We start from the raw sequence: 24,628 nt of genomic DNA, 5'->3' as shown, positions 1-24,628 counted from the left end.
AAACTAGGCAGATAGCTTGGTTAGTATTCCCCCATCGCAATACGTCGAGTAAGCTGCTCCAAACGGTCTACTTTTTGGCGCTGTGGTAAAACATTGCAGACCATTTCTGCCGTGTAATCCAGTGCTGTATTCGGAATAATTGCTCGAGTCTGACTAGTGGTGTAATTTTGGCTACTGATCAAGGAACCATTTTTTTTAAAGTTCGCCGATGAGCGAATACTATATTGTGCGCTGTCACAGCCGACACGGTACAAGGCCAATGAATAATCACCGAGTTCCAAGCCATCTTTTTCTTTATCAGTTTTAATCAGATATTTCACCCAGTACTCAACTTCGTTACTTTTTACATCCGTCACTTTCACTCGATTAAAATCAATATACATATATTGTGAACGGTCATAATTGGCATTGACGTAAGTCCACTCGGCAAATGCAGATACGCCCCAAAACAAGCTTAGAAAACTGATCAACACACGATTTAACACAACACTATCCCCCAGATAGACGCAGGGATTATAACAACTTCAACCTATAAATCACACAATAAAAAATAACTAACACACTGAAATAATTAGATTTATACCAATTAAAATTCAATATTTCTAGCACAAATTAAGCGACATTTGCATGACTGGTTGGCACTCTAGATCGACTCTGAGGAATATTCAGCATCCTGATGGCAGACCATTTGCAAGATGCTGGCAAAATTAATGGCCAGTTGAGTGGCTAAATGCTGTTTATAAATGACCGCCAACCCGACCGTAGGTGCTGGTTCTGCAAAAGCTCGATAGACCACGCCCTGAATTTGTAATTGCTGCGAAGATTCGGGCACCATCGACACCCCCAAATTCGCCGCCACCAAAGATAAAATTGAGACAATCTGTGGTGCACTCTGACCCAGTTTGGGTTCAAAGCCTGCTTGCTGACAAGCATCAGTCACCGCATCATATAAGCCTGCACTGACGCTGCGGGGGGACAAAATCATTTCATGCTCACGTAAGCATGTGACCTGTAAAGGTTGCTCATCATGTGCTAAATCCCGACGTACAGAAACCGCCGCAATTAATGCTTCATTCAACAGTTGTTGCATGGCTAAACTGCTATGAATTTGTCGCGGTGGGCGAATAATGGCAACATCCAGTCGGTCTTCCAGCACATAGTCAATTAATTTGAGGGAATTGGCTTCTTCTAGTTTTAGCCCAACTTTGGGGTACTGCTGCTGATAACGGCGAATGCTTTCTGGAATTAAAGGGTTCAGCATTGAAGTACCTGTAAAACCTAAACGCAACTGCCCCACCTCACCATTAGAAACATGGCGTGCCAACTGAATGGCATCGTCCAATTGATGTTGCAGAGGTTCAACCGCAGTGAGAAAAGCTTGTCCAACTTCGGTCAGCACCACTCCTTGCGAGGTTCGCAGAAACAATTCTGCACCAATACTCTCTTCCAAATCACGGATTTGCATACTCAAGGGGGGCTGACTCATACACAGGCGTTGTGCCGCGCGGGTAAAGTTTTTTTCTTCTGCCACGGTTAAGAAATAGCGAATATGACGCAGCTCAATATTCATATATAAAACATATATTGCTATAGACTTAAATATATTAGAAAGATAACGATCGCACTGCTAGGCTTATTCTGTAAATGATCATGCAAGCCAAACACGTTGGCTGTTGGAAATTCAGATGCTTAGCCCCGCTTCTTCAAGTCCAGAACTTGCCCCCATCTCCCCTTTATCCGAATCATGGATTGAATCGGGTACGAGCACATATTACCGTGCAGGGCTGGCCCTGTTCTTGGTGGGATTTGCCAGTTTCTCGCTAATTTATTGTGTACAACCTTTACTGCCTGCGTTTACCCAAACCTTTGCGGTCAGTCCTGCCAATAGTGCATTGGCATTGTCCCTGACTACTGCTTTCTTGGCCGTTTCGATTGTACTCTCCAGTGCTTTTTCACAAGCTTTAGGTCGTCGCAATGTCATTTTCATGTCTATGGCTTGTGCGGCTGGACTGAATATCTTGGCGATGTTTATTCCTCAGTGGCACACCTTTCTTGCCACACGGGCTTTGGAAGGTTTTGTACTCGGTGGGGTTCCTGCCGTGACCATGGCATGGATTGCAGAAGAAATGGACCCCAAAGCCTTGGCACAAACCATGGGGCTGTATATTGCGGGAACGGCTTTTGGTGGCATGATGGGGCGAGTTGGCATGGGCATGCTGATTGAATGGGTCAACTGGCAAACGGCATTGGGTTTACTGGGTCTATTGTGCTTGTTCTGCGCCTTCGGTTTCTTATATTTACTGCCCCCTTCTCGGCATTTTATCGCCCAAAAAGGACTAAATTTAAATTTCCATGTTCAAGCATGGTGCTCTCATCTTCGCAATCGTTCTTTATTACGTCTCTATGCACTGGGCTTTGTGTTGACCAGTATTTTTGTGACCCTGTTTAACTACATTACTTTCCGACTCGATGCAGCTCCGTACTTTCTGAGTCAAACCCAAATCAGTCTCATTTTTCTCTCTTATAGTTTGGGTATGCTGTCTTCGTCACTGGCAGGTCGTTTGGCGCAGCGTTATGGTCGACAAAGTATGGTGATTCTGGGCTTTGTGATTATGGGATTAGGCATTGCTTGCACCTTAGCGCAAAACCTCTGGGTCATTATTTTAGGCGTGGCATTGATTACCACGGGCTTTTTTATTGCACATGCCCTCTGTAGTGGCTTGGTCGGTGCCACAGCTCACGAAAACAAAGGACATGCGACTTCGTTATATTTACTGTTTTACTACCTCGGTTCCAGCATCGTCGGTTCGGCAGGAGGATGGTTCTGGTTACATGCAGGATGGTTGGGCGTTGTTCTCTTGGCGATGCTCTTCGTACTGGCTGGTATTGGTCTCTGTTTAGTTAAAGTTCATCCACAACACTCTGCTTAAGCATTCTGAATTCATCGTACAAGCAACAACAGGTGATCATGTTGAGTTTATTTGTTTATGGCACCTTAGGACCAAATCGTCCGAATGCACATATTTTAGAAAATATTGGCGGTACATGGGCAACAGCCTTTGTACATGGTAAATTACATGCCAAAGGTTGGGGCGCAGACTTAGGTTTTCCAGGTATTGTGCTCAGTGAAGATGCTCCAACCGTACAAGGCTTTATATTTTTCTCGGACAATTTAGCCCAACATTGGACGGTTTTAGATGAGTTTGAAGGTGAAGGCTATGTCCGTAGCCCCGTACAAGCCACTTTGGTCGAAACAGGTGAGCGTATCAACAGTTGGGTATACAGCCTAAAATAGCCTGTGTTTTAGACAAAACAATGGGGTAAGTAGAGACTTAGATTTAATTCATCGTACCAAGCATTCAATCGTTCATTTTTTGGCTTGCATTCAAAACAACTTAATGTAAAATGCACAGCACAAGATGCCGGCATAGCTCAGTTGGTAGAGCAACTGACTTGTAATCAGTAGGTCCACAGTTCGAATCCGTGTGCCGGCACCATTCACTTAAGCTCACTATTTATTAGTGGGCTTTTGTTGTTTTTAAGCCTACATTTTTATTTCTTTTGTGCGGTCACTTGCACATACTGCACCACGCCCTGCTCAAATAAACGCTGACACAATTTTGCTGTCAACTGAATCTTCATGAGATCAAAAGTTGTATATGGCGCGACTGCAAGTGGCGTTTCTGTCTGCTGCTGAATATATCGGGCAAAGCCACCGAATACAGGTTCAGAGCAATCCTCAATTTGAATCTGTTCAAAACCTGCTTGTACCAACTGTTGCTGTACAGCAACGTCATCAGGCAAGTCTTTTAAATTCACATCGGCAGCTTTGAGCAGCAAGGCCAACTGCATTTTTTCCACTGCATTTAAATTCAAAAACTTCGGGCTGAACATTAAGTAATGAAATGCCAAACGCCCTTTTGAATTTAAAACGGGCGCAACTGAATTTAAAAATGAATTCAAACTACTGTGATAGGCCGCATCGATACACAGCACCACATCAAAAGCTTGCTGAAAGGAAATTTGTTTTAAATTTAAAAAAGAGTGGCAATGAATAGCCTTTAACTGGGGAATTGCTGTTTGAATTTGTTGTACACATTTGGGTTGTAATTCAACCGCTTCAATATGTTTGACCTGATAATGCTGCTGCCAATGCAGTACGCTTGCCCCCTGCCCACAGCCCAAATCTAGAAGATGATCGGACGCAGTTAACTGCACACTGTGTGCCAGATGATCGGCAAGGTTACGGCAAGCTTCGGGATAGGTCTGATGTGTTTCAGACCAATATCCCAAATTGCTCCAAGCCAGTTCGCTGCTGTCCCCTAATAATTTTGCATTGATGGCATATTTATGTTGGGAAACCTCTGTGCGAAGCTGTTGGAGCCATTTCATGAAATTAGTAGCCGAGTTGCGGAGCAACCTCTACTTTAGGCTTTAAGCCAACGAACGGCAATGGTGCACCAAAAATCTCAGCGATATTCATGGCAGAGGTCACCGCCGATTCCAAGATTGGCAAACCATCACACGACCAAGAACCACAGTAGAACACTTTACGGTTTAATTGCTTATGACGCTCTTGCAGTTGTTTATTCAATGCTACAGTTTCTGAGTTCACTACCGCACGGGTTAACGTTACGCTCGAAATGATCTTTTTCGGATCAATTTCAGTCACAGGACGCCAAGTTTGGAACACAGGATTTTTGCCCACGAGGCTTGGCTCAACTGCGTTTAACCAGACTGTGAATTGCTGACGGGTAAACTTACGATCCATCATATAGCTCAACACTGCCCAGTCTTTACGCTTCGGTGGCATAACAGACGTGTCAGTATGAATAACCAACTGACCTTGTTCAAATTTAAATTGCTTTAATAAATCAATATCGTCTTTAAATTGTGCTTGATCAAGGAAGGTATCAATTTTATTGGTCGGGGTTGCAATCACCACACGGTCAAATTGATAACTTTCCCCAGCAGAATTTTCCACCAGCACTTTATCACCTTGCTCTTTCACATGGCTAATGGCTGAACCACTGCGGATTTCAATGCCTTGAATGAGCTTATCGACCAAGGCTGGCGTACCGCCTTGCATACGCAATAAAGCATCACCATCGGTGAGTTGACGTAAGAAGGTCAACAACGGTTTTGCCGGCCAGTCACCAATGGTTTTCGGGTTACAGGTACAAATGGTGTACAACACTGGCATCACTGCACCATGCCAGAAGACTTCTTCAATATCATTCTGATTAATGAATTCTGCCAAGGTAATCTCTTGATTCTCAGATTTAAAAAATTGAGAAATCGCGGTTTTTAACTGCAACATACCTTTGACCAAGCGCCAACCATATTGTTTGATGCCTTTACGGTTATTGATAATTGGGAAATTACCAATACGGGTACGTGTGGTGGTGAGCCATGTTTCGGTTTTATCTTCAAATAACCAGCTACATGCCATATAGGTTCGTACTGGGTAAGTTTGAATACCTAAATACGTTGCTAAACTTAAGGTGTTTTTCCACAAGTGTGGATTCATGACACGCAAAGGTGCATCAATCAGACCGCCTTCAAATTCAGTACTGTGACTATCCATTCCACGGCCTGGTAAGGCTTCAAAAATTGTAATGTTATGTCCAGCATCTTTAAGAATTCTCGCGGTAGCCAGCCCAGCCATGCCACTACCAATAACTGCAATATCCAAAGTTATTATCCGTCAGTTACACATTAAGGAAATTATGTACCACAGGGCCACAAAACAGACTATTAAAAAATGCCAGAATCCATGCTTTTAAAATTCGTTAACAATTTAATTTTAGCCCGCCAAATCGGTGACATGTTTATGCTCGCCTTTTAAACAAAGTCGTTTTTTAAATCATATTTTTTGTTTAAAATTAGTAAATTATATACATTTATCTTTCACTTCCAATTTTACAAGCAAGCCAAAAGTGAGGATCATACATCGCATAAAATGCTAACTTCATCACACTAACTAGAATATGACACTATGCAAATCTAATTGATAACATCTGTGTCATCCACAACAAAGCTTAAAGCGCAAAAAGCCCCGAATGACGTCGGGGCTTCTTCTTTTTTTCTACGATTTACAAGATTCAGACTGGCTAAATGGTTTAGCGATGATGTTCCTGAACTGGAATCTCACCAAATTTCCCTTGATTGAAATCTTCAAAGGCCTGAATGATTTCCTGTTTGGTATTCATCACAAATGGTCCATAACCCTGAATTGGCTCATTCAAAGGTTTGCCAGTCAAAATTAAGAATTTCGCATCAGCACTAAGCGCTTCCAACTGAATGTGCGGATCAGCATCATGTGCAAATAACACAATCGAGTTATCCAACACTTTTTGATGACCGTTCAGCAGCATTTCACCTTGTAACACCACCACAAAGGTGTTGTGATCGACTGGCACAAATACATCTTGGCGGTGACCCGCTTTCAGCACGCCATCCCAGACATTGACTGGACTAAAGGTCGATGCTGCACCTTGCTGCTCTGCATACGTACCCGCAATCACGCGTAAATGCCCAGCTTCATCATCAAAGTGAATTACAGGAATCTCTTGAGCTTGAATGGCCTGATATTGCGGGGCTGTCATTTTATCGGCTGCGGGTAAATTCACCCACAACTGAACCATTTCAAACAAACCGCCTTGCTCCGCAAATTCAGTCGAGTGAAATTCCTCATGCACCAAGCCTGAACCCGCAGTCATCCACTGCACATCGCCCGTTTGGATCGTACCACCACCGCCACTAGAATCTTTATGCGTCACCGCACCTTGGTAAGCAATGGTCACAGTTTCAAAACCGCGATGCGGATGTGAACCCACACCATGCTGTTCTTTGGTAGGTGTAAATGGATACGGCGCAGCATAATCTAACAACAAAAATGGGCTAATCGCTTGTCCTAAACGGTCATAAGAAAATAGGTTTCTCACTGGAAAACCATCACCGACCCAATGCATATTTTGGTTACGGTACACACCTGTAATTTTTTTCATTTCAAAACTCCTATCTCTAGGATCTAACATGCCGCCATGTTAAGCATTTTAAAGTGCAGGACATAGTGAGCTTATGCGATACACCATCCTATTTTTACAACAATCACGCCAAGATATTGAATTGATCTATTTTTATTTCCGTGTTGAGTGCCACAACAAAACTATCTCAAAAATAAGACAATCTTTCCCAAAATCATCCTTTAAGCTCAATCGGGTCTCTGCTTAATATAACAACAACGCAACCATGCACTAAACATAATTATGCGCATGGCTGACGTCTCTATTCATCCACTGAAGGAATAAGAAAATGGGTAAACCTTACACTCGCTTAGATAAAAATAATGCTGCCGTGTTACTCGTCGATCATCAAACTGGGCTGTTGTCTTTGGTACGTGACATCGATCCCGATAAATTCAAAAACAATGTCTTGGCTTTGGCCGATGCCGCCAAATATTTTAATTTGCCTACCATTCTGACCACCAGTTTTGAAAATGGTCCAAACGGTCCTCTGGTTCCAGAGTTAAAAGAAATGTTCCCCGATGCACCGTATATTGCCCGCCCGGGACAAATTAATGCATGGGACAATGAGGACTTTGTCAAAGCCATTAAAGCTACAGGTAAAAAGCAACTGATTATTGCAGGTGTCGTGACCGAGGTCTGTGTGGCATTTCCAGCCCTTTCCGCACTGGAAGAAGATTTTGAAGTGTTTGTCATTACCGATGCTTCAGGCACGTTTAATGCCTTGACCCGTGACGCCGCATGGGAGCGTATGTCACAAGCTGGTGCACAACTCATGACATGGTTTGGCATGGCGTGTGAACTACATCGTGACTGGCGAAATGATATTGAAGGCTTGGGTACACTCTTCTCCAATCATATTCCAGATTATCGCAACCTCATCAATAGCTACAATCAAAATACGGGTCAAAAATAAACCAGAATAAAATACGTTACAGCCTAGCATTCGTGCTGTAACGTACTTAAAAACATCACATAACATGACCAGCAGAGGTGGCAAATGCGTTCATTTGATGACTACTATTATTTTTATTTAGTGGTAAAGCATGGTGGATTCAGTGCAGCCAGCGAAGCCAGTCAAATGACCAAGTCTAAGCTCAGTCGACGGATTCTTGATTTAGAGCACCAATTTAACATTACACTGATTCAACGTTCGACCCGACATTTTAAAGTGACCGCGTTGGGGCAAGCATTTTATGAAGAATGCTGCAAAGTAATTGCACAAGTCGAATGTGCTGAAAATGTCCTGCTTCAACAGAAAAATGAACCCCAAGGTTTGGTCAAAATCAGTTGTCCCTCCGTGATGTTGCAATACCAAGTCCGTCATCTACTCAGCCAATTTCTAAAAGATTACCCACGGGTTGAGGTGGAACTCGAATTAACCAGCCGTCGAGTTGATGTCTTACATGATGATATTGATCTTGCGCTACGGACCAACTTTTCGGTCAATGAAGATGCCAACATTGTCGTACGTGATGTGATGCAAACCACTCATTGCTTGGTCGCTAGCCCGTCTTTATTACAAGGTCATCACATTCAGCTGATTACCGAACTTGGTGATTATCCAAGCGTTGTACTGGGGACACAAAAAAGTCAGTATGCTTGGCATTTACATCATCGGGGTCGTAATGAAAGCATTGAAATACCCTTACAGCCACGCCTGAAATGTAATGACTTGGCGGGGGTTTATTTTGCTGCACTGGATGGTTTAGGCATTGCAGATCTACCTTATTTAACGGTTGAACACGATATCGCTTCAGGAAAACTGATTCATATTTTACCTGAGTGGTGTTCCAACCTTGGTACGGTGCAATTGGTTTATGCTTCTCGTAAAGGACAACATCTGGTTGTAGAGAAATTAATTCAGGTACTCATGACAGGTTTGCGTGCATTGGCACAGGAGCAACCGGGCTATCTATCTCCAATGAATCACCCTGTGCCATTTAGTAGACCTTAAATGGTAAGCTCAATTTGAATTGAATTATCTTTGAATTTAAAAAAAATCCAGAACCAAAATTCTGGATTTTTTAAATTCAAAGTATTTTGGCTTAGATTTTACCAATCAGATCAATCGATGGTGCCAAAGTCGCATCACCTTCTTTCCATTTTGCTGGGCAAACTTCACCTGGGTGAGCATGCACATACTGGGCTGCTTTAACTTTACGCAACAACTCCTGCGCATCACGCCCCACACCGCCCGCATTAATTTCAATAATCTGAATTTTCCCCTCAGGGTCAATCACAAATGTGCCTCGATCTGCCAAACCTTCTGCTTCAATCAGCACTTCAAAGTTTTTCGCCAAGACCCAAGTCGGATCGCCAATCATACTATACTGAATTTTCTTAATTTCTTCTGAACTGTCATGCCATGCTTTATGCGTGAAATGGGTATCAGTCGAAACTGAATAGATCTCTACCCCCATCTTTTGAAATTCAGCATAATGATCGGCTAAATCACCTAATTCGGTTGGACAGACAAAAGTAAAATCGGCAGGATAGAAAAACACAACCGACCATTTGCCATAAAAATTCTGTTCAGATACTTGAACAAATTCGCCATTTTTATAAGCCGTTGCGTTGAAGGGTTTGACTTCAGTATTGATTAAACTCATGTGCTTTTCCTCAGTATTGGTTACAGTATTTGCTTAACTTGAAACCAAGGATAAGGAATTTCATTTCACAGGTAAAACCGTAGTTTTTTATCATTTTAATCGGTTTTATAGATTTAAAATTTAGATGCTATTTTCCTTTTTAATGATTTTGTCCGATACAAATAAAAATGCTGGTGAGCGCCGAAGCCATCACCAGCATTTTCAATCAACAGCAAAAATTATGCTGAAGGGTCGGTCACATCGATACACATGTACTTCATTTCTAAGTACTCTTCGATGCCCCACTCTGAACCTTCACGGCCTAAGCCTGACTGTTTCACACCACCAAACGGAGCCACTTCATTCGAAATCGCACCTGTGTTTACACCCACCATGCCATATTCTAACGCTTCGCCGACACGCCATTGACGTGCAGCACTTTGGGTAAAGATATAGCTGGCTAAGCCAAACTCAGTGTCATTTGCCAGTGCAATCGCTTCAGCTTCAGTTTCAAAGCGGAATAAAGGTGCCAATGGGCCAAAGGTTTCTTCTTTCGCAACACGCATGTCTTGCGTTACATCACGCAGAACCGTTGGTTCAAAGAAGGTTTTACCCAAGGCATGTAATTGACCACCGATTAGCACTTTCGCACCTTTTGCTTGCGCATCATCAATATGTGATTGCACTTTAGCCACGGCTTTCGCATCAATTAATGGACCTTGGGTCGAGCCTTCGACACGACCATCACCCACTTTTAATTTTGCAACTTCAGCCACTAAGCGCTCGCAAAGCGCATCATAAATGCCTGCTTGCACATAGATACGGTTGGCACAAACACAAGTTTGACCGCTGTTACGGAATTTGCTCATCATGATGCCTTGCACAGCTTGATCAAGATTCGCATCATCAAAGACGATCACAGGTGCATTACCACCCAACTCTAAAGAGAGTTTTTTGATGGTTGGTGCACATTGCTGCATCAAAATACGACCCACTGGGGTTGAACCTGTGAAGCTCAGTTTGCGTACCACATCGCTGTTACACAATGTTTGCCCCACTTCAACTGCATCACCGGTAATGTTCAACAGAAGGTCTTGTGGCAAGCCCGCTTGCAAGGCCAACACTTCTAATGCATAAGCCGATAACGGGGTTTGTTCCGCGGGTTTCACCAACATTGAACAACCCGCTGCAAGTGCAGGTGCTGCTTTACGCGTAATCATGGCTGCTGGGAAGTTCCACGGCGTAATGGCCGCAGTCACACCAATCGCTTGCTTAATCACCACCAAACGCTGATGCGCTTGTGTTGGGGGAAGAATCGCACCATCAATACGACGGGCTTGTTCTGCAAACCAACGAATAAACGAGGCTGCATAGGCAATTTCACCACGTGCTTCAAGCAAAGGTTTACCTTGTTCCGCAGTCAACAACTGCGCCAAGTTTTCCTTATGCTCGAGCATCAACTCATACCATGCCCACAAGATGTCGGCACGATGTAAAGCGGTTTGCTTTTTCCAAAGTGCTTGTGCTTGTTCAGAACGAGTAATGGCTGCTTCAACGCCCGCTTGGTCATAGGTTTTTACCCATGCCAGACTTTCGCCAGTCGCTGCATCTTGAACTTCAATAAAGCCACTTGAAGCAGGCGCTTCAAGGGCAATATCAGGATGTGCCAATAAATATTGCAATCCTTGTTGAATCATGCTGATTGCTCCGCAGTTTGCGCCCCAACAGTTGCTGGCAATGCTAAAGAATCAAAACCTTGTTTTAAAATGTCTAAAGCTTGACGGAATTGTTCTGTTGGAATAGTCAGTGGATATAAGAAACGAATCACGTTGCCATTTTTACCACAAGTTAACAACAACAAACCTTTCTGCATTGCAAAAGTTTGTACAGCTTTTGCGATATCCGCATTTTCGACTTCAACAGCAACCATTGAACCTAATGCACGAATATCATTCACGATGGTCGTTTCAGCTTGAATTTGCTTCAACGCAGTGACTAATTCTGCACCTAAAACATTGGCACGTTCACACAGCTTTTCTTCTTCAATCGCATCAATCACTGCGTGTGCTGCTGCAACTGCAATTGGGTTACCTGCGTAAGTACCACCTAAACCGCCTGGGTTTGGTGCATCCATCACGTCGATACGACCCACAACACCTGAAATTGGGAAACCACCGCCAAGGCTTTTCGCCATAGTGATCAAGTCAGCTTTAGTTTCGTAATGATCCATTGCGAACAATTTACCTGTACGCGCAAAACCAGTTTGAACTTCGTCTGCAATTAACAAAATACCGTGTTGGTCGCAAATAGCACGTAAACGCTTTAAGAACTCAGCAGGAACAACGTTAAAACCGCCTTCCCCTTGTACTGGCTCAAGCACAATGGCAGCTACGTCATGTGCAGATACATCTTCACTGAAAATATTTTCAACGCTTTCAATGGCAGCATCAACAGAAATACCTTTAGATGCCACTGGGTAACGCGCATGGAATACGCCACCAGGCATTACACCAAAATCACGTTTGTACGGTGCAGTTTTACCTGTCATTGCCATGGTCATGAATGAACGACCGTGGAAACCGTTACCAAAGGTAATAATCCCGTGACGACCTGTGTAAGAACGTGCGATTTTTACCGCATTTTCAACCGCTTCAGCACCTGTCGTGAAAAATGCAGTTTTTGCTTGACCCGCAATTGGTGCGCGTTCATTGATACGTTCAGCCAAAGATACATAGCTTTCGTATGGTGTTACTTGGTAAGCCGTATGGGTGAACTTGGTTAACTGTTCAGTCACAGCCGCGATCACTTTTGGATGACGGTGACCTGTATTCAATACCGCAATACCACCTGCAAAGTCGATGTATTCGTTGCCATCTTTATCCCAAATTGTGGCATTTTCTGCTTTTTCCGCATACCACTGACACATCACGCCTACGCCGCGTGGGGTTGCTTGCTGTTTACGCGCATTGAGTGCAGAATGATTAGCATCCATTATTTTTTCCTCATTTTTTCATCGTCAATTACAGCTTTGGTCTTGCATCCGTTCGCCTAATTTCAGGATGCTTTACAATGACTGCCTATGACTGTAATTTCGCGCTTCTTGGGTCAACTGACCAGAGCCACTTTTTAACTGTAGGAGAGAGCCAATTGCGCAGTTTGTTAGGTGATCATTTATTACAACGTCTCCAGCAAGATACGGAGGGTAAGCTACATCAACGCCTATTCCGTTGCTTGAGAGGTGCGATTACCGAAGGTGTGATTCAGCCCAAAACGCGCTTACCTGCATCTCGTGATTTGGCCAGTGAAGTCAAGGTATCGCGCAATACCGTGCTGTCTGCTTATGAGCAACTGCAAGCCGAAGGTTATTTGGAAGCACGTACGGGTCACGGTACTTGGGTTGCGGAACACTTACCTGAAGTATTTTTAAATACCATTCATGGCAAGAAAGTTGAAGGGATTGCCAAAGCCAAAAAAAATGCATCTTTATCACAACGTGGCGCACAAGTGATGGGACATGCCGCAGCTTCACCCCATCAATGGGGGGCTTTTGTACCCGGTGCACCGGATGTGACTGAATTTCCGCATCATGTTTTTAGTCGGATTCAAGCACGTTTAAACCGTGAACCCGATATTGAACAATTAATTTACAGCAATGCTGGCGGCTGCTTAGAGCTACGTAGCGCACTGGCCGATTACTTACGTGTCGCCCGCTCAGTCCAATGTGATACCGACCAAATTATTATTACCGAAGGCATCCATCAAGCCATTGATCTGGTTTCACGTGCCCTGTGTGATATTGGCGATCAGGTCTGGATTGAAGATCCTGCCTATTGGGGAATGCGTAATACTTTACGTATTAATGGCCTAGACATTCATCCTATGCCCGTAGATGCGGATGGAATTATTCCAGAACAAAATCCGAAAAAGCCACCCAAACTGATTTTTGTGACACCGTCACATCAATACCCATTAGGCTCCCACCTAAGCCTAGAACGACGTAAACAGCTCTTGAGTATTGCCAAGCAAAATAATAGCTGGATTGTGGAAGATGACTATGACAGTGAATTTCGCTTCTCGGGCCAACCCTATCCATCGCTGCAAGGTTTGGAGTCCGATGCTCCTGTGATTTACATGGGGACATTCAGTAAAACCATTTACCCTGCACTACGTATTGGCTACTTGGTGGTACCACGTTCGCTCTTTTCACCGTTACGGATTTTGGCAGCAGAATTGTATCGTGGTGGGCATTTGCTTGAACAAAAAGCCTTAGCGGTGTTTATTCGTGAAGGGCATTATGAAGCACATATTCGACGCATGCGCCTGCTGTATGGTAAGCGTCGTGCTTATCTGGTCGATCTGATTCATCGCTATTTAGGCCTCGAATTTGTCCACGAATACAGTCATGATTCAGGGCTACATTTGGTCATGAGACTGCCTGAACAGTGCGATGATGTTGCGATTGCGTCTAAAGCGTTAGAACGCGGCATTAAAGTTCGTCCATTGTCGCAATATTATATGCACTCGCACGCACGTGCACAGCGTGGACTGCTGATGGGCTTTGCTTGTGTGAATGAGCGCGATATGGTGATGTCCTTTGGTGTGCTATTACAATGTTTACGTGAAGCCGGCGTACCCACCGTGAATTAATTATCTAAGTTATAAAAAAAGAGTCTCCTATTGGGGACTCTTTTTTTTCAATTCAGATTAACGCAAATTAAACCAGTTTTTCTGTATTGCTATGCGATAAATGAGATGCTCTACGCTCTTTGCCCCAACCTAGTTTTTCCGACAATACGCCAAAGAACACAATCGTACCAAACAACACTGTGGTGTAGATCACTTCTTTAAAATAGGTGCCTTCAATTAACATGGTCAGAATTGCCCCAATAATGGCGATGATTACGCCATAAGTCACATAAGGGAACATCCACATTTTAAAGTCGATTTGAACCCCTTCTGCTTCAAGCTTTTTACGCATCCGCAATTGCGAATAGGCAATTGCCAAGTACACATATAATGTCGCTGCACCTGTAGTGAGCATGAATACATCATAAACATCCATACTCTTGCTTGCTGTTAAAATCACCGCAATGACAGAGAAGAAACAAGAGACAATCACGCCTACCGCTGGACTACCATGGCGGTTCACTGTACCAAAACTCTTCGGTGCATCTCCACGTTTGCCTAAAGAGAACAACATACGTGAACAGGTATACAGTGCCGAGTTAAAGCAGCTACAAACTGAAGTGAGTACAACAAAGTTGACAATATGACGTGCGCCAGGAATCCCTAATGCGGTCAAGGTTACACTATACGTACCCCAAGTCGAATCTTTCAGAAGTTCATTGTTGTGTGGAATCAAACACACTGCCACAAACATTGAACCCACATAGAACAAAATAATACGCCAAACGACTGAGTTAGAAGCCTTACGAATTTCTTGAGAAGGATTTGCCGATTCTGCTGCGGCAACGGTCACAATCTCAGCCCCAATATAGGCAAACATTACCCCCAGTAAGGCGGTAATGACCGAGGATGCCCCATTTGGCATAAAGCCTTGTGAAGTCAAATTACTGATACCCGATGCAGCAGGATTACCCCACGGCCATAAGTGCATAATCGCTAAACTACCCAACACAAGGAAAATGACAATCGCAATCACTTTGATGAGCGCAAACCAGAATTCAAATTCACCGTAGTTTTTCACGTTTTGTAAATTGACCGCGACCAAGGCAACAATGACGACCATCATATAGGCCCAGATCGGGATAAATGGAAACCAATTATTTAAAATTTTACCCGCAACATAAGCTTCCCAGCCCATGAGCATGGCGAGCGTACACCAATATAACCAACCAATCGAAAACCCCGCCCAACGACCAATCGCTCGGTCAGCATAAGTAGAAAAAGAACCGCTATCAGGGTTTAAAACAGCCATTTCACCGAGCATTCGCATGATGAACCAAACCAATAAACCGCCTAAAGCATAAGTGAGAAAAACCACTGGTCCAGTGTTATAAATAATACTGCCTGAACCGACAAATAAAGAACCACCAATGACACCCGCAATTGAGATCATGGTCAAATGGCGAGATTTAAGCCCGTTATGTAAGCCTTGAGAGCCGTTGGCTCCTGACGTTTGATGTCCAGCCATACAATTTTCCTTAACATGATAGAAATATAGCTGTCCCAAAGTCGGTTTACCCTAGGTCATCAATATTCCTAATTTTTTGGTGAATCTGCCCAATCTCCTAAAAACAAAGGATTGAATGGGCAAATCTGACGTTTCCGTATGCATACTTCGATATAGGCTTAATTTGTCGTTTTGGCACTCAAGAAACGAGAGCCATTTTTCTTATGAAGGAAAGAGCCAATTGCTTTTCCAATGCACCATTACTGTGCATTTTTGTAATTTATATTCATATTTATAGGTTTAATTTAATTAAATTTAAAATAATAAATATATAAAAATAAATAACTTAGTATAAATAAACCAATTTAAATTAATCTACTTTTACAGGAGCCAATTTATAACTGTGCTATCTGCTTGTACTCTAGAACTTTAGTATAGCGCGCAATTATTTAGCTCATCTAAATAAAAAAACCTTCCTAGTTAGACTAAGAAGGTTTTGCTTGTTTGAAGCAGTGGGATGAAAGTACTTCCGCCCATTTAAAGAAGACCTTTAAAGTGCCTCTATATATGATCTAGAACGGTAAATCGTCATCCAAATCTGCTGGTGTTGGTGCAGAAGGTGCTGCTTTAGGTGTATTGCTATAGCCACCTTGGGTATTGCCACCTGCTGGATTATTATTAAAGCCGCCAGTGTTGCCATAACCTTGGTTGTTATTGTTGTTATAACCTGTGTTATTGCCATAACCACTGTTTTGGTTATTGTTAAAACGTGGTTGGTTAAACCCTGCGTTATCACTCGGCACACCTTCACCTTGCTGACGGTTTGAATCGAGCATTTGCATTTGTTCACCACGAATTTCAGTGGTGTAACGTTCTTGGCCATTTTGGTCTGTCCATTGGCGCGTACGCAAAGAACCTTCAATATAAACCTTCGAACCTTTACGTAAATATTGCTGAGCAATTTCACCTAAACGATTGTGCAACACAATACGGTGCCATTCAGTTTGTTCTTTACGTTCACCTGTGCTTTTGTCAGTCCAAGAATCGCTAGTTGCGATTGAAAACTGAGTCAACGAACCCCCATTTGGAAAAGTTTTCGTCTCTGGATCTCGGCCTAATGTGCCCACTAAAATAACTTTATTTACACCGCGCATCTGATGTTTACTTCCTATCTATTTCTATTATTTACTTTATAAGAGTTATGCTTAAATGGCTACCTCTTTCCCCAACAAGTGCGTTAAATGTTGTCGCGCAGCTTCATCAATTCGCTGCTTGTCCACTTTCACATACGCCACTTGCTGGTCTGACATCACCACAACTTCTTCAATACCACGAATCGCTAAAAGTTGAGAAGTCCACTCATCTGTTTGTTTATTCTCAGGTAAGCGCAACACCAACGATGAAAGATAACGTGGTTGAGCCAAACCAAAACTGATGAATAGCCAAATTATAGCAATTGCAGTGAGGATACTCCAACCCAATGCGGTGTTATTCAGCATCAATAATTGACCGCCCAACGTACCGCCAAAAAATGCCCCTAAAAACTGACTGCTGGCATTTACACCCATCGCTGTGGCTTTAGACTGAATCGGTGCAACTTTAGATAGCCACGATGGCAATAAAGCTTCCATGACATTAAAGGCAATAAAAAATAAACCCAACCCGATCAATAAGATATATTTGGACTCATAGCCAAAAATTAAGGTTATTAAGCCTAAAATGATGCCTGCAATGGCAGTGAGGAAAATACTGCGCATTTTGCGATATTTTTCCGCCACAATAATACTAGGAAAGGCAAAAAACAGGCTAATCACCAACAGAGGTAAATAAATTAAACCGTGTTTTGCCAAGGGAATTTGCGCAAATTCAATCAACTGCGAAGGCACATAAATAAACATCGCTGTCAGCAATAAATGCAAAGTAAATACGGACACATGTAGCCGATTTAGATCTGGCATTTTCAAGACTTGCTTCAGTTGGGCCAGATAACCTTGCTGGAAGTTTTTATGATGTCGGGTTACTTTGGGTACCAAGAGCAACATAGCAATTGCCGCCAAACCCATAATGGTTGTCACCCAAAACAGCCCTGAGATTCCCACCAGACTGGTGAGCCATGGTCCCAGACTAAATGCCACCACAAAAGACAATCCAATACTCATGCCCATGGCAGCCATGGCTTTGGTGCGCTGTTCTTCGCGTGTTACATCGGCCAGTAAGGCCATGACCACCGCAGAAACCGCCCCCGCGCCCGCAATGGCACGACCAATAATCACGCCATAAATGCTGTCGGACATCGCCGCGACTGCACCACCAATGGCGAACAACAATAAACCCAGTACCACCAAAGGTTTACGGCTAAAACGGTCTGCAATTAAGCTAAACGGAATTTGTAAAATGGCTTGGCTGAGCCCGTACACGCCTACCGCCAAACCAATCAACGCAGGTGTCGCATGTTGATACGACTGACCAGCCACGGAAAAGACTGGGATAATCATGAACAGCCCCAACATGCGCAATGCAAAAATACTGCTTAAAGCAAAGGTCGAGCGGCGTTCTAAGGAATTCATCATATCAATAGACTTAAATGCGTTGAATTTGGAGGTTATGCTACAACATTCAGATACGAATGCGTGGCGATTCTGGAATTATCTCAAGAAAAAAGGGCGCAATACAATGCACCCTTGATTCTACTCTGTGGACATTTCGTTCAGATTCACGGTTTAACCATGTTGTCCTTGGCGTTTGCGGTATTGAATCGAGGCGATGATAGCCCAAACAATAAATGCCACACCAATTAAACCCGTCACCACTTCTGGAACGTGTACGCCTGTACCACTCGCCAACATAATGAAGGCCAAGGCACCAATCGCATAATGCGCACCATGCTCAAGGAAGATATAGGCGTCTAAGGTACCCTTCTCAACCAAATAAATGGTCATTGAACGCACGAACATTGCACCAATCGCCAACCCCAGCATAATGATGACCACATCCGAAGTAATGGCAAATGCACCAATCACGCCATCAAAACTGAATGAGGCATCTAATACTTCTAGATAAATAAAGCCACCTAAACCGGCTTTAATCACGCCTGTAGATGCACCACTGGCATCATGTGCCACGGCATTGCCTTCTTCATCAATTTCAGGTTCACCACCTAACAAATGACTGAGCACTTGCACACCGATATACACCACGATGCCCCAAATACCCGCCATCGTCACCAACAAACGTTCAGCATCTGCAACATTGGCTGCCATAATCAATAACGCAATCAGTGAAATAAAGACGGACATTGCAGGGACGTTGGCTAAATTGGCTAAACGGTGCTCTAACCATCTGAACCAATGGGTGTCTTTACCTTCATCAAAGAAGAAATTCAAGAACACCAATAACAAGAATGCACCACCAAAGGCAGCAATTTCAGCATGATGGGCCATCAATTTTTCTGAATATTGCTGTGGCTCATTCAATGCCATTTTCACCACTTCCAGCATACCCATATCGGCAGTTACTGCCACAATCACAATAGGGAACACCAGACGCATACCAAATACAGCAATAATGATACCCACGGTTAAAAAAATCATTTTCCAAAAATGATCCCATCCGCGGAGTACTGAAGCATTTACGACTGCATTATCAAACGACAAAGAAACTTCCATCACAGCCAAAATGGCGGTAATGGTCAACGCAGTAAACATGGTCTTCAAGCCTGCTTCTGGACCATGCGTAAAGCCCCAATAAGCAGAAATTGCAAGACACACAATCGTAAATAAAATAGAGAAACCAAAATGTTTCATCATAACGAAGTGACCTTTGGATAATAAGAGTGCTATAGCTTGACTACAGCAGAAAAATTCATGCGCGATATTATGACGCTTTTATACACCAAACCAAAATTGTTCTGCGATTTTTTCTGTGAAGAACTCCGCTCTGTAAAAAATGGGTCGTCTATTGGGCATGCTTGCGTTAGTCTAGTCGCCATAATTTGTAAAGATAGACCAGGAAACCCGCATGCTTTTTTCTGAACAATTGTGGCAGCGTAATCTCGACCTCTACCAAGAAACTTTAGCGCTGCCCTTCAATCAAGAGCTTGCGCGAGGCACACTCAGCCGTGAAGCCTTTTCTCATTATGTCATTCAAGATGCACATTATTTATTGGCTTATGGCCGCGCATTAGCGGTATGTGCAGCAAAAGCGTATGAAGCCGATGATGTCATGCAATTTTCGGAAGCCGCCAAAATTGCGATTGTGGTTGAACGTAGTCTGCATGACAGCTTTATGCAAGAATTCGATGTCTCTAAACACCAGTTTGAAACCACACCACTGACCTTGGCTTGTCATCATTACACGTCATTTTTAACTGCGACCGCATGGGCGGAAAGTTATCCTGTGGTACTGGCGGCCTTGCTCCCTTGCTTTTGGATTTATGCCGAAGTCGGTCAAGACATTGTGCAGCAATCTGTACCGAATAATCCGTACCAAGCTTGGATCGATACCTACGCAGGTGAAGAATTCCATACTGCCGTGCGCAATGTCATTGCCACTGTAAATAAAGTTGCTGCACGTTGCGATGCTGACACTTTAGAAAAAATGCATGCGGCCTATCGTATGGGGGCAACACTGGAATGGTTATTCTGGGATAGTGCTTATCATCAAAGACAATGGTTGGGTTTAGACAACCGATAATTTGACCATATACTAAACTGATCATGGGTCATTTGGCTCATGATCATCTTTAAAACAATTGAGAAAAATATGTATATTGGAGAATTGGCTGCTTTAACAGGCACCACCCCGAAAGCCATTCGGCATTATGAAAAACTCGGTTTATTGCCCGTTGCGAAGAGAAAAGGAAATTATCGTATTTATGCAGCGATTGATGTCCAATCAGTCAAAATGATCCGTCTTGCCCAAGCGGTTGGATTTAGTCTTGCTGAGCTGTATGACCTTGCTGTTTTAAAATATCAACAGAACCGATTTCCTGTAGAAGTAGCGAAGGCTTTAATCGCCAACAAGCATCAGCAAATTTTAGAACACCAACACGCCTTAAACCGTTTACAAGAAAACTTAAAGCAATTGGAGGATGAAATTACCCAAACCTATATGACCGACAACAGCGCTGTATAGCACGGTCAATCAACAAATCTGAAAATTAAAGCTTGACTCTGCCCTTAGGGGAAAGGTTTATGGTCATAACTCCTTTTATTATGGATTTATAAAATGAGTTCTCATCTTTCGACATTTAAAAATTCAACAGCATTAATTACAGGCGCATCTTCAGGAATCGGCAAAGCTTATGCGCAAAAGCTTGCCTCCCTAGGCATCCACTTAATTTTGACCGCACGCTCTGAGCAAAAACTGAATGAGTTAGCCAATGAACTTCAAAAAAAATATAACATTCAGGTTGAAGTCATTGGTTTAGATTTGGCTCAACCCCATGCAGCGCAAAAGCTGTTTGATGAGGTGCAAGCACGAAAATTATCGGTCGAGATTTTAATTAACAACGCTGGATTTGGAAAATGGAGCAAATTTCTAGATCAATCTGCCGCGACCTACAATGAAATGATGCTGCTCAACATGAATAGTGTAACGTCTTTATGTTACTTATTTTTGCCACAAATGCTGGCGAGCAAAAAAGGCATCATGATCAATATCGCATCGACAGCGGCGTTTCAACCCTTGCCGTATATTGCGGTCTATGGCGCAAGCAAATCTTACGTGCTTAATTTTACTGAAGCACTTGCAGGAGAATATGCATCTTCAGGGGTTAAATTCTTGGCAGTTTGTCCTGGCAATACCGAAACCAACTTTACACAAGTAGCAAATGCCGATACTCGCGGCATGAAAAGCTCTTCAGTCGAAGACGTCGTTTCCGCTACATTAGTAGCCCTAGATCAAAACAAAACATCAATTATTGTCGGGTGTAGCAACTATCTCACCGCTCAATTGCCACGTATTTTGTCTCGCAAGAAAATGCTTCATATGGTTGAACGTATTCTCAGAGACCGCGTTCTGAAAGCATCATAAGTACATCCTGCTTGAAAAGATTAAGAACCGTTGCTTGATCTTTTCAATGTTGAAATATTTGCCACGCATAAATTAAACCTGCCGCAGCCACGGCCCAACTGAGTGTCGCTACGCCCAAACATGACCACATCGACATGCGCGTCGCCAACACATAAACGGCAGCTAAATAAATGGCATAAGGAATCAGAGACCATAGGCCAAATAACGCGGTTTTTTGTAAGGCTTCCGCCCCTTTTTGTTGGTACACAATCACATGTGCAATCAGGGCAAAAGTGGGAAATAGCGGAACCAAACCTGCAATATAAAAAGCCTTACTTTTGGATAAAATTGAAATCAGCAGTACGACTGCTGCACCCAACATACATTTTAAAAATAATGCCCACATACTTCGGTTCTATCCAATACTTTCACTATCTAACCCACTCCCATATTCTGCGCTCTAAAAGGCAGCTTTGCATGTGAATTTAGTGGAAATATCTAGGATAAAATATCGAATCTGAAACCGTTTTGCTCATCAACCTACGTTCAGATAAACATGACGATGTTCTGTTGGTGTAAAATTTTGAACAACACTACAATGACTTTCTACAAATTCTAGAAAAAGACATCAATGTTTATGCACGCCAATAGGATGCTATTTCAAGGCAACATGCTTTCGAATCGGTTGCGTCTATTTTTGAACGTCCACTTGCCTTGGCTTGCTAAATCATCCCAAGCAAAGGTGTTATGCACAGGCTGCTAACACCTCGATGGGGTTTCAGGTCTAAAGTAAATTGACTGCCAATAACGCCAATAGCGCAGGCACCGCCTGAATATAAATAATCTTTTTATTGGCGGTCATCCCCCCATAAATCCCTGCCACCAATACACAGCCTAAAAAGAAATTGGCCAGAGCCAAGGCATAGCTTTCAGGTGCGTACAACGACCAGAATAGACCTGCTGCCAAGAAGCCGTTATACAGTCCCTGATTTTGTGCCATGACCTTGGTCAATTGGGCTTTTTCAGGAGTGTTGCCAAAGGCTTTCAAGCCGTAGGGCTTATCCCATAAAAACATTTCTAGCACTAAAATATAGACATGCAAAACGGCAATAAGACCCACTAAAATTTGTCCAAACATTTTTATTTTCCTTCTTTGTTGTTTTATCTGCGATAGCGAAAGTGAGCCTTTCGGCCCACTTCAACCTTCAAAATTAAGCTTTAAATAACACTTTACCTTGGCGTGCGGCTTGGGTGGCTTTTTCCGCTGCTTGCGACACCTGATCAAAGGTATAAATTCCTTCGACAGGTAGGGTCAGTTTCTGCTGTGCCGCAAGCGTTAATAATTCAACTACCAACGCTTTTTTACGTTCCGCAGGCATGTGCTGATTCACTACACTCGCCCAAAATCCTTTGATTGTGGCTTGTTTAAAGATTAAATCGCCCGACTCAATCTGCATGGTTTCACCCGTCATGCTACCGAAGGAAACCAATAAGGAATTTTCACCCAATAAGCTTAACAACTCACCGCTGGCTTTACCTCCAATCGAATCGACACCGACCATCAACGCTTGATCGCCCTGAATGGCTTGGACTTGGGCTTTCCAATCGGCTTGATCAGTTGCCACCACATTTTGAATGCCTAAAGCAGTCATTTCGGCAACAGCTTCCTGACGACGCACCAAGTTAATCACATGAATGCCACGTGCTTGGGCCACCATCGCTACAGTTTTACCCACTGCACCATTGGCAGTGTTTTGAATCATCCACTGACCTGACTCTAAGTTGGCAAAATCCAATAACATTAAAGAACTGAGAGGCATGGCAATCAACTGTGCTGCCAATTCATCGGGAATCGCATCGGGTAAAGGAATGAGGGCTGCTGCTGGCGCGAGACAATATTCTGCCCAACTGCCATGAATGCCCGCTACCGAAACACGTTGTCCCAATTCAAAACCTGTTACGCCTTCACCCAATGCATCAATTACTCCAACCGCTTCACTGCCCCCAATGGCAGGTAATTCAGGCTTATAACCATAACTACCACGGACGGTCCATACATCATGGTTATGAATCGGGGATAAAATCACTTTTAAACGGACTTGCCCTGCTTTTGGCTCAGGCTGTGGCATGTTTGCTTGTTCTAATACATCAACTGGTTCGCCAAAACGACGATGAATAATACTGCGCATGGGTTAATCCTTGATGGGTTGTAAGAGGTTTTGTGTGGTTTCGAGTGCCAAATGCAAAGGGGCTTTGTCTTGTGCCAGTTTGGCCAGCAAGGCTGCACCCAACCACAGTTGATACATCACTTGTGCCATTTTGAAAGGTTGGATATGTGCAGGAATGGAACCTTCCTGCTGTCCTTCCTCAAGCAAAGCCGCAACGCGTTCGGTTAATTTATTGACCCCGAAATTCAGGATTTGACGCATATCTTCAGACAAGTCAGACACTTCGGCTGCCAATTTCACAATCAGACAGTTTTCCGCCCAACCACCCCGAATCGGGTCTTCAATCCATGCCTGCCATAACGCCATCAAACGTGCATAAGCACTGCCGTCCGTCAGTTGCCACAACTGCTCCACCTGATCTTTATAATAGGTGATGTACTGCTCTAACAGCGCACAGCCAAAAGCCTCTTTCGACGCAAAATAATGGTAGAACGAGCCTTTCGGCACGTCACAGGCTTTTAAGATTTCTTGTAGCCCTACCCCGACAAAGCCTTTCTGTAATACCAGCGGAAAACTGGTTTCCAGAATGTGTTGGCGGGTGGCTTCACTTTTACTTGATCGTTTCATGAGCTGACTATATTTCAATATTAGACCAGTCGCCTAGTAAATTTATGTAACTTGGACGGTTAAATTTCT

24 protein-coding genes and 1 tRNA gene are annotated in these 24,628 nt (G+C 43.4%); 9 read left to right on the top strand and 16 right to left on the bottom strand.

All coding sequences use genetic code 11. From position 1 onward, the window contains the following. Window positions 1–20: 20 nt before the first annotated feature. Together M5E07_RS00880 and M5E07_RS00875 are read right to left on the bottom strand one after the other, a co-directional pair. Window positions 21–485, bottom strand: a complete 465-nt coding sequence (locus M5E07_RS00880; protein ID WP_116759072.1) for a surface-adhesin E family protein — start codon at window positions 483–485, stop codon at window positions 21–23. A 158-nt stretch (window positions 486–643) separates the two neighbouring features. After that, window positions 644–1,564: a LysR family transcriptional regulator gene (locus M5E07_RS00875; protein ID WP_252223634.1), complete on the bottom strand. Its 921-nt coding sequence runs from the start codon at window positions 1,562–1,564 to the stop codon at window positions 644–646. A gap of 121 nt (window positions 1,565–1,685) precedes the next feature. Here M5E07_RS00875 and M5E07_RS00870 point away from each other — a divergent pair, with 121 nt between their 5' ends. From M5E07_RS00870 to M5E07_RS00860, 3 genes are all read left to right on the top strand, one after another. Continuing rightward, complete coding sequence (locus M5E07_RS00870) at window positions 1,686–2,930, top strand: MFS transporter (RefSeq protein WP_252221126.1); 1,245 nt, start codon at window positions 1,686–1,688, stop codon at window positions 2,928–2,930. 38 nt (window positions 2,931–2,968) lie between these two features. Continuing rightward, entirely contained in the window at window positions 2,969–3,295 is a 327-nt protein-coding gene (locus tag M5E07_RS00865) for a gamma-glutamylcyclotransferase family protein (RefSeq protein WP_252221124.1), read from the top strand. A gap of 126 nt (window positions 3,296–3,421) precedes the next feature. Continuing rightward, window positions 3,422–3,497 (top strand) — tRNA-Thr (locus M5E07_RS00860). A 55-nt stretch (window positions 3,498–3,552) separates the two neighbouring features. Here M5E07_RS00860 and M5E07_RS00855 read toward each other — a convergent pair. From M5E07_RS00855 to M5E07_RS00845, 3 genes are all read right to left on the bottom strand, one after another. Next, a complete protein-coding gene (locus M5E07_RS00855) occupies window positions 3,553–4,392 on the bottom strand; it encodes an SAM-dependent methyltransferase (RefSeq protein ID WP_252221122.1) in 840 nt (279 codons plus the stop codon). A 4-nt stretch (window positions 4,393–4,396) separates the two neighbouring features. Continuing rightward, the gene (locus M5E07_RS00850; protein WP_116759076.1) at window positions 4,397–5,695 is read right to left on the bottom strand and encodes an FAD-dependent oxidoreductase; all 1,299 of its coding nucleotides are present in this window, start codon (window positions 5,693–5,695) and stop codon (window positions 4,397–4,399) included. Window positions 5,696–6,122: 427 nt separating this feature from the next. Continuing rightward, window positions 6,123–7,010 (bottom strand): pirin family protein, encoded by an 888-nt coding sequence (locus tag M5E07_RS00845; protein ID WP_252221114.1) that lies wholly within the window; start codon window positions 7,008–7,010, stop codon window positions 6,123–6,125. Between the two features lie 307 nt (window positions 7,011–7,317). Here M5E07_RS00845 and ycaC point away from each other — a divergent pair, with 307 nt between their 5' ends. Further along, window positions 7,318–7,944 carry an isochorismate family cysteine hydrolase YcaC gene (ycaC, locus tag M5E07_RS00840; RefSeq protein ID WP_044738922.1) on the top strand — a complete coding sequence of 209 codons (627 nt, stop codon included), beginning with the start codon at window positions 7,318–7,320 and terminating at the stop codon, window positions 7,942–7,944. 84 nt (window positions 7,945–8,028) lie between these two features. After that, entirely contained in the window at window positions 8,029–8,985 is a 957-nt protein-coding gene (locus tag M5E07_RS00835; RefSeq protein ID WP_252221112.1) for a LysR substrate-binding domain-containing protein, read from the top strand. 91 nt (window positions 8,986–9,076) lie between these two features. Here the strand turns inward: M5E07_RS00835 and ahpC are convergent, their stop codons facing one another. From ahpC to gabT, 3 genes are all read right to left on the bottom strand, one after another. Beyond that, window positions 9,077–9,640 carry an alkyl hydroperoxide reductase subunit C gene (gene ahpC / locus M5E07_RS00830; protein ID WP_142767600.1) on the bottom strand — a complete coding sequence of 188 codons (564 nt, stop codon included), beginning with the start codon at window positions 9,638–9,640 and terminating at the stop codon, window positions 9,077–9,079. A 218-nt stretch (window positions 9,641–9,858) separates the two neighbouring features. Continuing rightward, window positions 9,859–11,316, bottom strand: coding sequence for an NAD-dependent succinate-semialdehyde dehydrogenase (locus tag M5E07_RS00825; RefSeq protein WP_252221100.1), 1,458 nt, complete (start codon window positions 11,314–11,316; stop codon window positions 9,859–9,861). Next, window positions 11,313–12,611 (bottom strand): 4-aminobutyrate--2-oxoglutarate transaminase, encoded by a 1,299-nt coding sequence (gene gabT / locus M5E07_RS00820; RefSeq protein WP_116759081.1) that lies wholly within the window; start codon window positions 12,609–12,611, stop codon window positions 11,313–11,315. Before gabT ends, M5E07_RS00825 begins: the two co-directional genes overlap by 4 nt. A gap of 155 nt (window positions 12,612–12,766) precedes the next feature. Between gabT and pdxR the strand changes: the two genes are divergently transcribed. Further along, window positions 12,767–14,266, top strand: coding sequence for a MocR-like pyridoxine biosynthesis transcription factor PdxR (pdxR, locus tag M5E07_RS00815; RefSeq protein ID WP_252221098.1), 1,500 nt, complete (start codon window positions 12,767–12,769; stop codon window positions 14,264–14,266). 67 nt (window positions 14,267–14,333) lie between these two features. On the opposite strand, the gene M5E07_RS00810 is transcribed toward pdxR, so the two are convergent. From M5E07_RS00810 to M5E07_RS00795, 4 genes are all read right to left on the bottom strand, one after another. Beyond that, window positions 14,334–15,773, bottom strand: a complete 1,440-nt coding sequence (locus tag M5E07_RS00810) for an amino acid permease (RefSeq protein ID WP_116759083.1) — start codon at window positions 15,771–15,773, stop codon at window positions 14,334–14,336. 551 nt (window positions 15,774–16,324) lie between these two features. Further along, window positions 16,325–16,906, bottom strand: a complete 582-nt coding sequence (gene ssb, locus M5E07_RS00805; protein WP_116759084.1) for a single-stranded DNA-binding protein — start codon at window positions 16,904–16,906, stop codon at window positions 16,325–16,327. A 51-nt stretch (window positions 16,907–16,957) separates the two neighbouring features. Then, on the bottom strand, window positions 16,958–18,322 hold the full coding sequence (locus M5E07_RS00800) for an MFS transporter (RefSeq protein WP_116759085.1): 1,365 nt from the start codon (window positions 18,320–18,322) through the stop codon (window positions 16,958–16,960). Between the two features lie 150 nt (window positions 18,323–18,472). Next, complete coding sequence (locus M5E07_RS00795; protein ID WP_116759086.1) at window positions 18,473–19,558, bottom strand: DUF475 domain-containing protein; 1,086 nt, start codon at window positions 19,556–19,558, stop codon at window positions 18,473–18,475. 211 nt (window positions 19,559–19,769) lie between these two features. On the opposite strand from M5E07_RS00795, the gene tenA reads away from it, so the two are divergent. The 3 genes from tenA (at window position 19,770) to M5E07_RS00780 (ending at window position 21,785) form a co-directional block, all read left to right on the top strand. Then, window positions 19,770–20,444 (top strand): thiaminase II, encoded by a 675-nt coding sequence (tenA, locus tag M5E07_RS00790; RefSeq protein ID WP_252221096.1) that lies wholly within the window; start codon window positions 19,770–19,772, stop codon window positions 20,442–20,444. 69 nt (window positions 20,445–20,513) lie between these two features. Beyond that, a complete protein-coding gene (locus M5E07_RS00785; RefSeq protein WP_116759088.1) occupies window positions 20,514–20,885 on the top strand; it encodes a MerR family transcriptional regulator in 372 nt (123 codons plus the stop codon). Between the two features lie 93 nt (window positions 20,886–20,978). After that, window positions 20,979–21,785, top strand: coding sequence for an SDR family NAD(P)-dependent oxidoreductase (locus M5E07_RS00780; RefSeq protein WP_252221094.1), 807 nt, complete (start codon window positions 20,979–20,981; stop codon window positions 21,783–21,785). Between the two features lie 43 nt (window positions 21,786–21,828). On the opposite strand, the gene M5E07_RS00775 is transcribed toward M5E07_RS00780, so the two are convergent. From M5E07_RS00775 to M5E07_RS00760, 4 genes are all read right to left on the bottom strand, one after another. Then, complete coding sequence (locus tag M5E07_RS00775) at window positions 21,829–22,170, bottom strand: GlpM family protein (protein ID WP_252221092.1); 342 nt, start codon at window positions 22,168–22,170, stop codon at window positions 21,829–21,831. Between the two features lie 378 nt (window positions 22,171–22,548). Further along, window positions 22,549–22,902 (bottom strand): DUF1304 domain-containing protein, encoded by a 354-nt coding sequence (locus M5E07_RS00770; protein WP_252221090.1) that lies wholly within the window; start codon window positions 22,900–22,902, stop codon window positions 22,549–22,551. Window positions 22,903–22,975: 73 nt separating this feature from the next. Further along, window positions 22,976–23,953, bottom strand: coding sequence for a zinc-binding dehydrogenase (locus M5E07_RS00765; RefSeq protein ID WP_252221088.1), 978 nt, complete (start codon window positions 23,951–23,953; stop codon window positions 22,976–22,978). 3 nt (window positions 23,954–23,956) lie between these two features. Beyond that, window positions 23,957–24,559: a TetR/AcrR family transcriptional regulator gene (locus M5E07_RS00760; protein ID WP_252221086.1), complete on the bottom strand. Its 603-nt coding sequence runs from the start codon at window positions 24,557–24,559 to the stop codon at window positions 23,957–23,959. Window positions 24,560–24,628 lie beyond the last annotated feature (69 nt).

The sequence above is a fragment of the Acinetobacter tibetensis genome, assembly GCF_023824315.1.
In the GTDB taxonomy this organism is placed as follows: domain Bacteria; phylum Pseudomonadota; class Gammaproteobacteria; order Pseudomonadales; family Moraxellaceae; genus Acinetobacter; species Acinetobacter tibetensis.
Note: the sequence above shows the minus strand (reverse complement) of the source record. Positions and strands in the feature narration are given on the sequence as shown.

Excerpts from the sequence above, each read along its gene's own strand:
- M5E07_RS00855 (WP_252221122.1), bottom strand. The coding sequence starts at position 4,392 with ATGAAATGGCTCCAACAGCTTCGCACAGAGGTTTCCCAACATAAATAT.
- ssb (WP_116759084.1), bottom strand. The coding sequence starts at position 16,906 with ATGCGCGGTGTAAATAAAGTTATTTTAGTGGGCACATTAGGCCGAGAT.
- M5E07_RS00810 (WP_116759083.1), bottom strand. The coding sequence starts at position 15,773 with ATGGCTGGACATCAAACGTCAGGAGCCAACGGCTCTCAAGGCTTACAT.
- tenA (WP_252221096.1), top strand. The coding sequence starts at position 19,770 with ATGCTTTTTTCTGAACAATTGTGGCAGCGTAATCTCGACCTCTACCAA.
- M5E07_RS00775 (WP_252221092.1), bottom strand. The coding sequence starts at position 22,170 with ATGTGGGCATTATTTTTAAAATGTATGTTGGGTGCAGCAGTCGTACTG.
- ahpC (WP_142767600.1), bottom strand. The coding sequence starts at position 9,640 with ATGAGTTTAATCAATACTGAAGTCAAACCCTTCAACGCAACGGCTTAT.
- ycaC (WP_044738922.1), top strand. The coding sequence starts at position 7,318 with ATGGGTAAACCTTACACTCGCTTAGATAAAAATAATGCTGCCGTGTTA.
- gabT (WP_116759081.1), bottom strand. The coding sequence starts at position 12,611 with ATGGATGCTAATCATTCTGCACTCAATGCGCGTAAACAGCAAGCAACC.
- M5E07_RS00760 (WP_252221086.1), bottom strand. The coding sequence starts at position 24,559 with ATGAAACGATCAAGTAAAAGTGAAGCCACCCGCCAACACATTCTGGAA.
- M5E07_RS00825 (WP_252221100.1), bottom strand. The coding sequence starts at position 11,316 with ATGATTCAACAAGGATTGCAATATTTATTGGCACATCCTGATATTGCC.
- M5E07_RS00800 (WP_116759085.1), bottom strand. The coding sequence starts at position 18,322 with ATGATGAATTCCTTAGAACGCCGCTCGACCTTTGCTTTAAGCAGTATT.
- M5E07_RS00795 (WP_116759086.1), bottom strand. The coding sequence starts at position 19,558 with ATGATGAAACATTTTGGTTTCTCTATTTTATTTACGATTGTGTGTCTT.
- M5E07_RS00780 (WP_252221094.1), top strand. The coding sequence starts at position 20,979 with ATGAGTTCTCATCTTTCGACATTTAAAAATTCAACAGCATTAATTACA.
- M5E07_RS00785 (WP_116759088.1), top strand. The coding sequence starts at position 20,514 with ATGTATATTGGAGAATTGGCTGCTTTAACAGGCACCACCCCGAAAGCC.
- M5E07_RS00770 (WP_252221090.1), bottom strand. The coding sequence starts at position 22,902 with ATGTTTGGACAAATTTTAGTGGGTCTTATTGCCGTTTTGCATGTCTAT.
- M5E07_RS00845 (WP_252221114.1), bottom strand. The coding sequence starts at position 7,010 with ATGAAAAAAATTACAGGTGTGTACCGTAACCAAAATATGCATTGGGTC.
- M5E07_RS00835 (WP_252221112.1), top strand. The coding sequence starts at position 8,029 with ATGCGTTCATTTGATGACTACTATTATTTTTATTTAGTGGTAAAGCAT.
- M5E07_RS00870 (WP_252221126.1), top strand. The coding sequence starts at position 1,686 with ATGCTTAGCCCCGCTTCTTCAAGTCCAGAACTTGCCCCCATCTCCCCT.
- M5E07_RS00765 (WP_252221088.1), bottom strand. The coding sequence starts at position 23,953 with ATGCGCAGTATTATTCATCGTCGTTTTGGCGAACCAGTTGATGTATTA.
- M5E07_RS00865 (WP_252221124.1), top strand. The coding sequence starts at position 2,969 with ATGTTGAGTTTATTTGTTTATGGCACCTTAGGACCAAATCGTCCGAAT.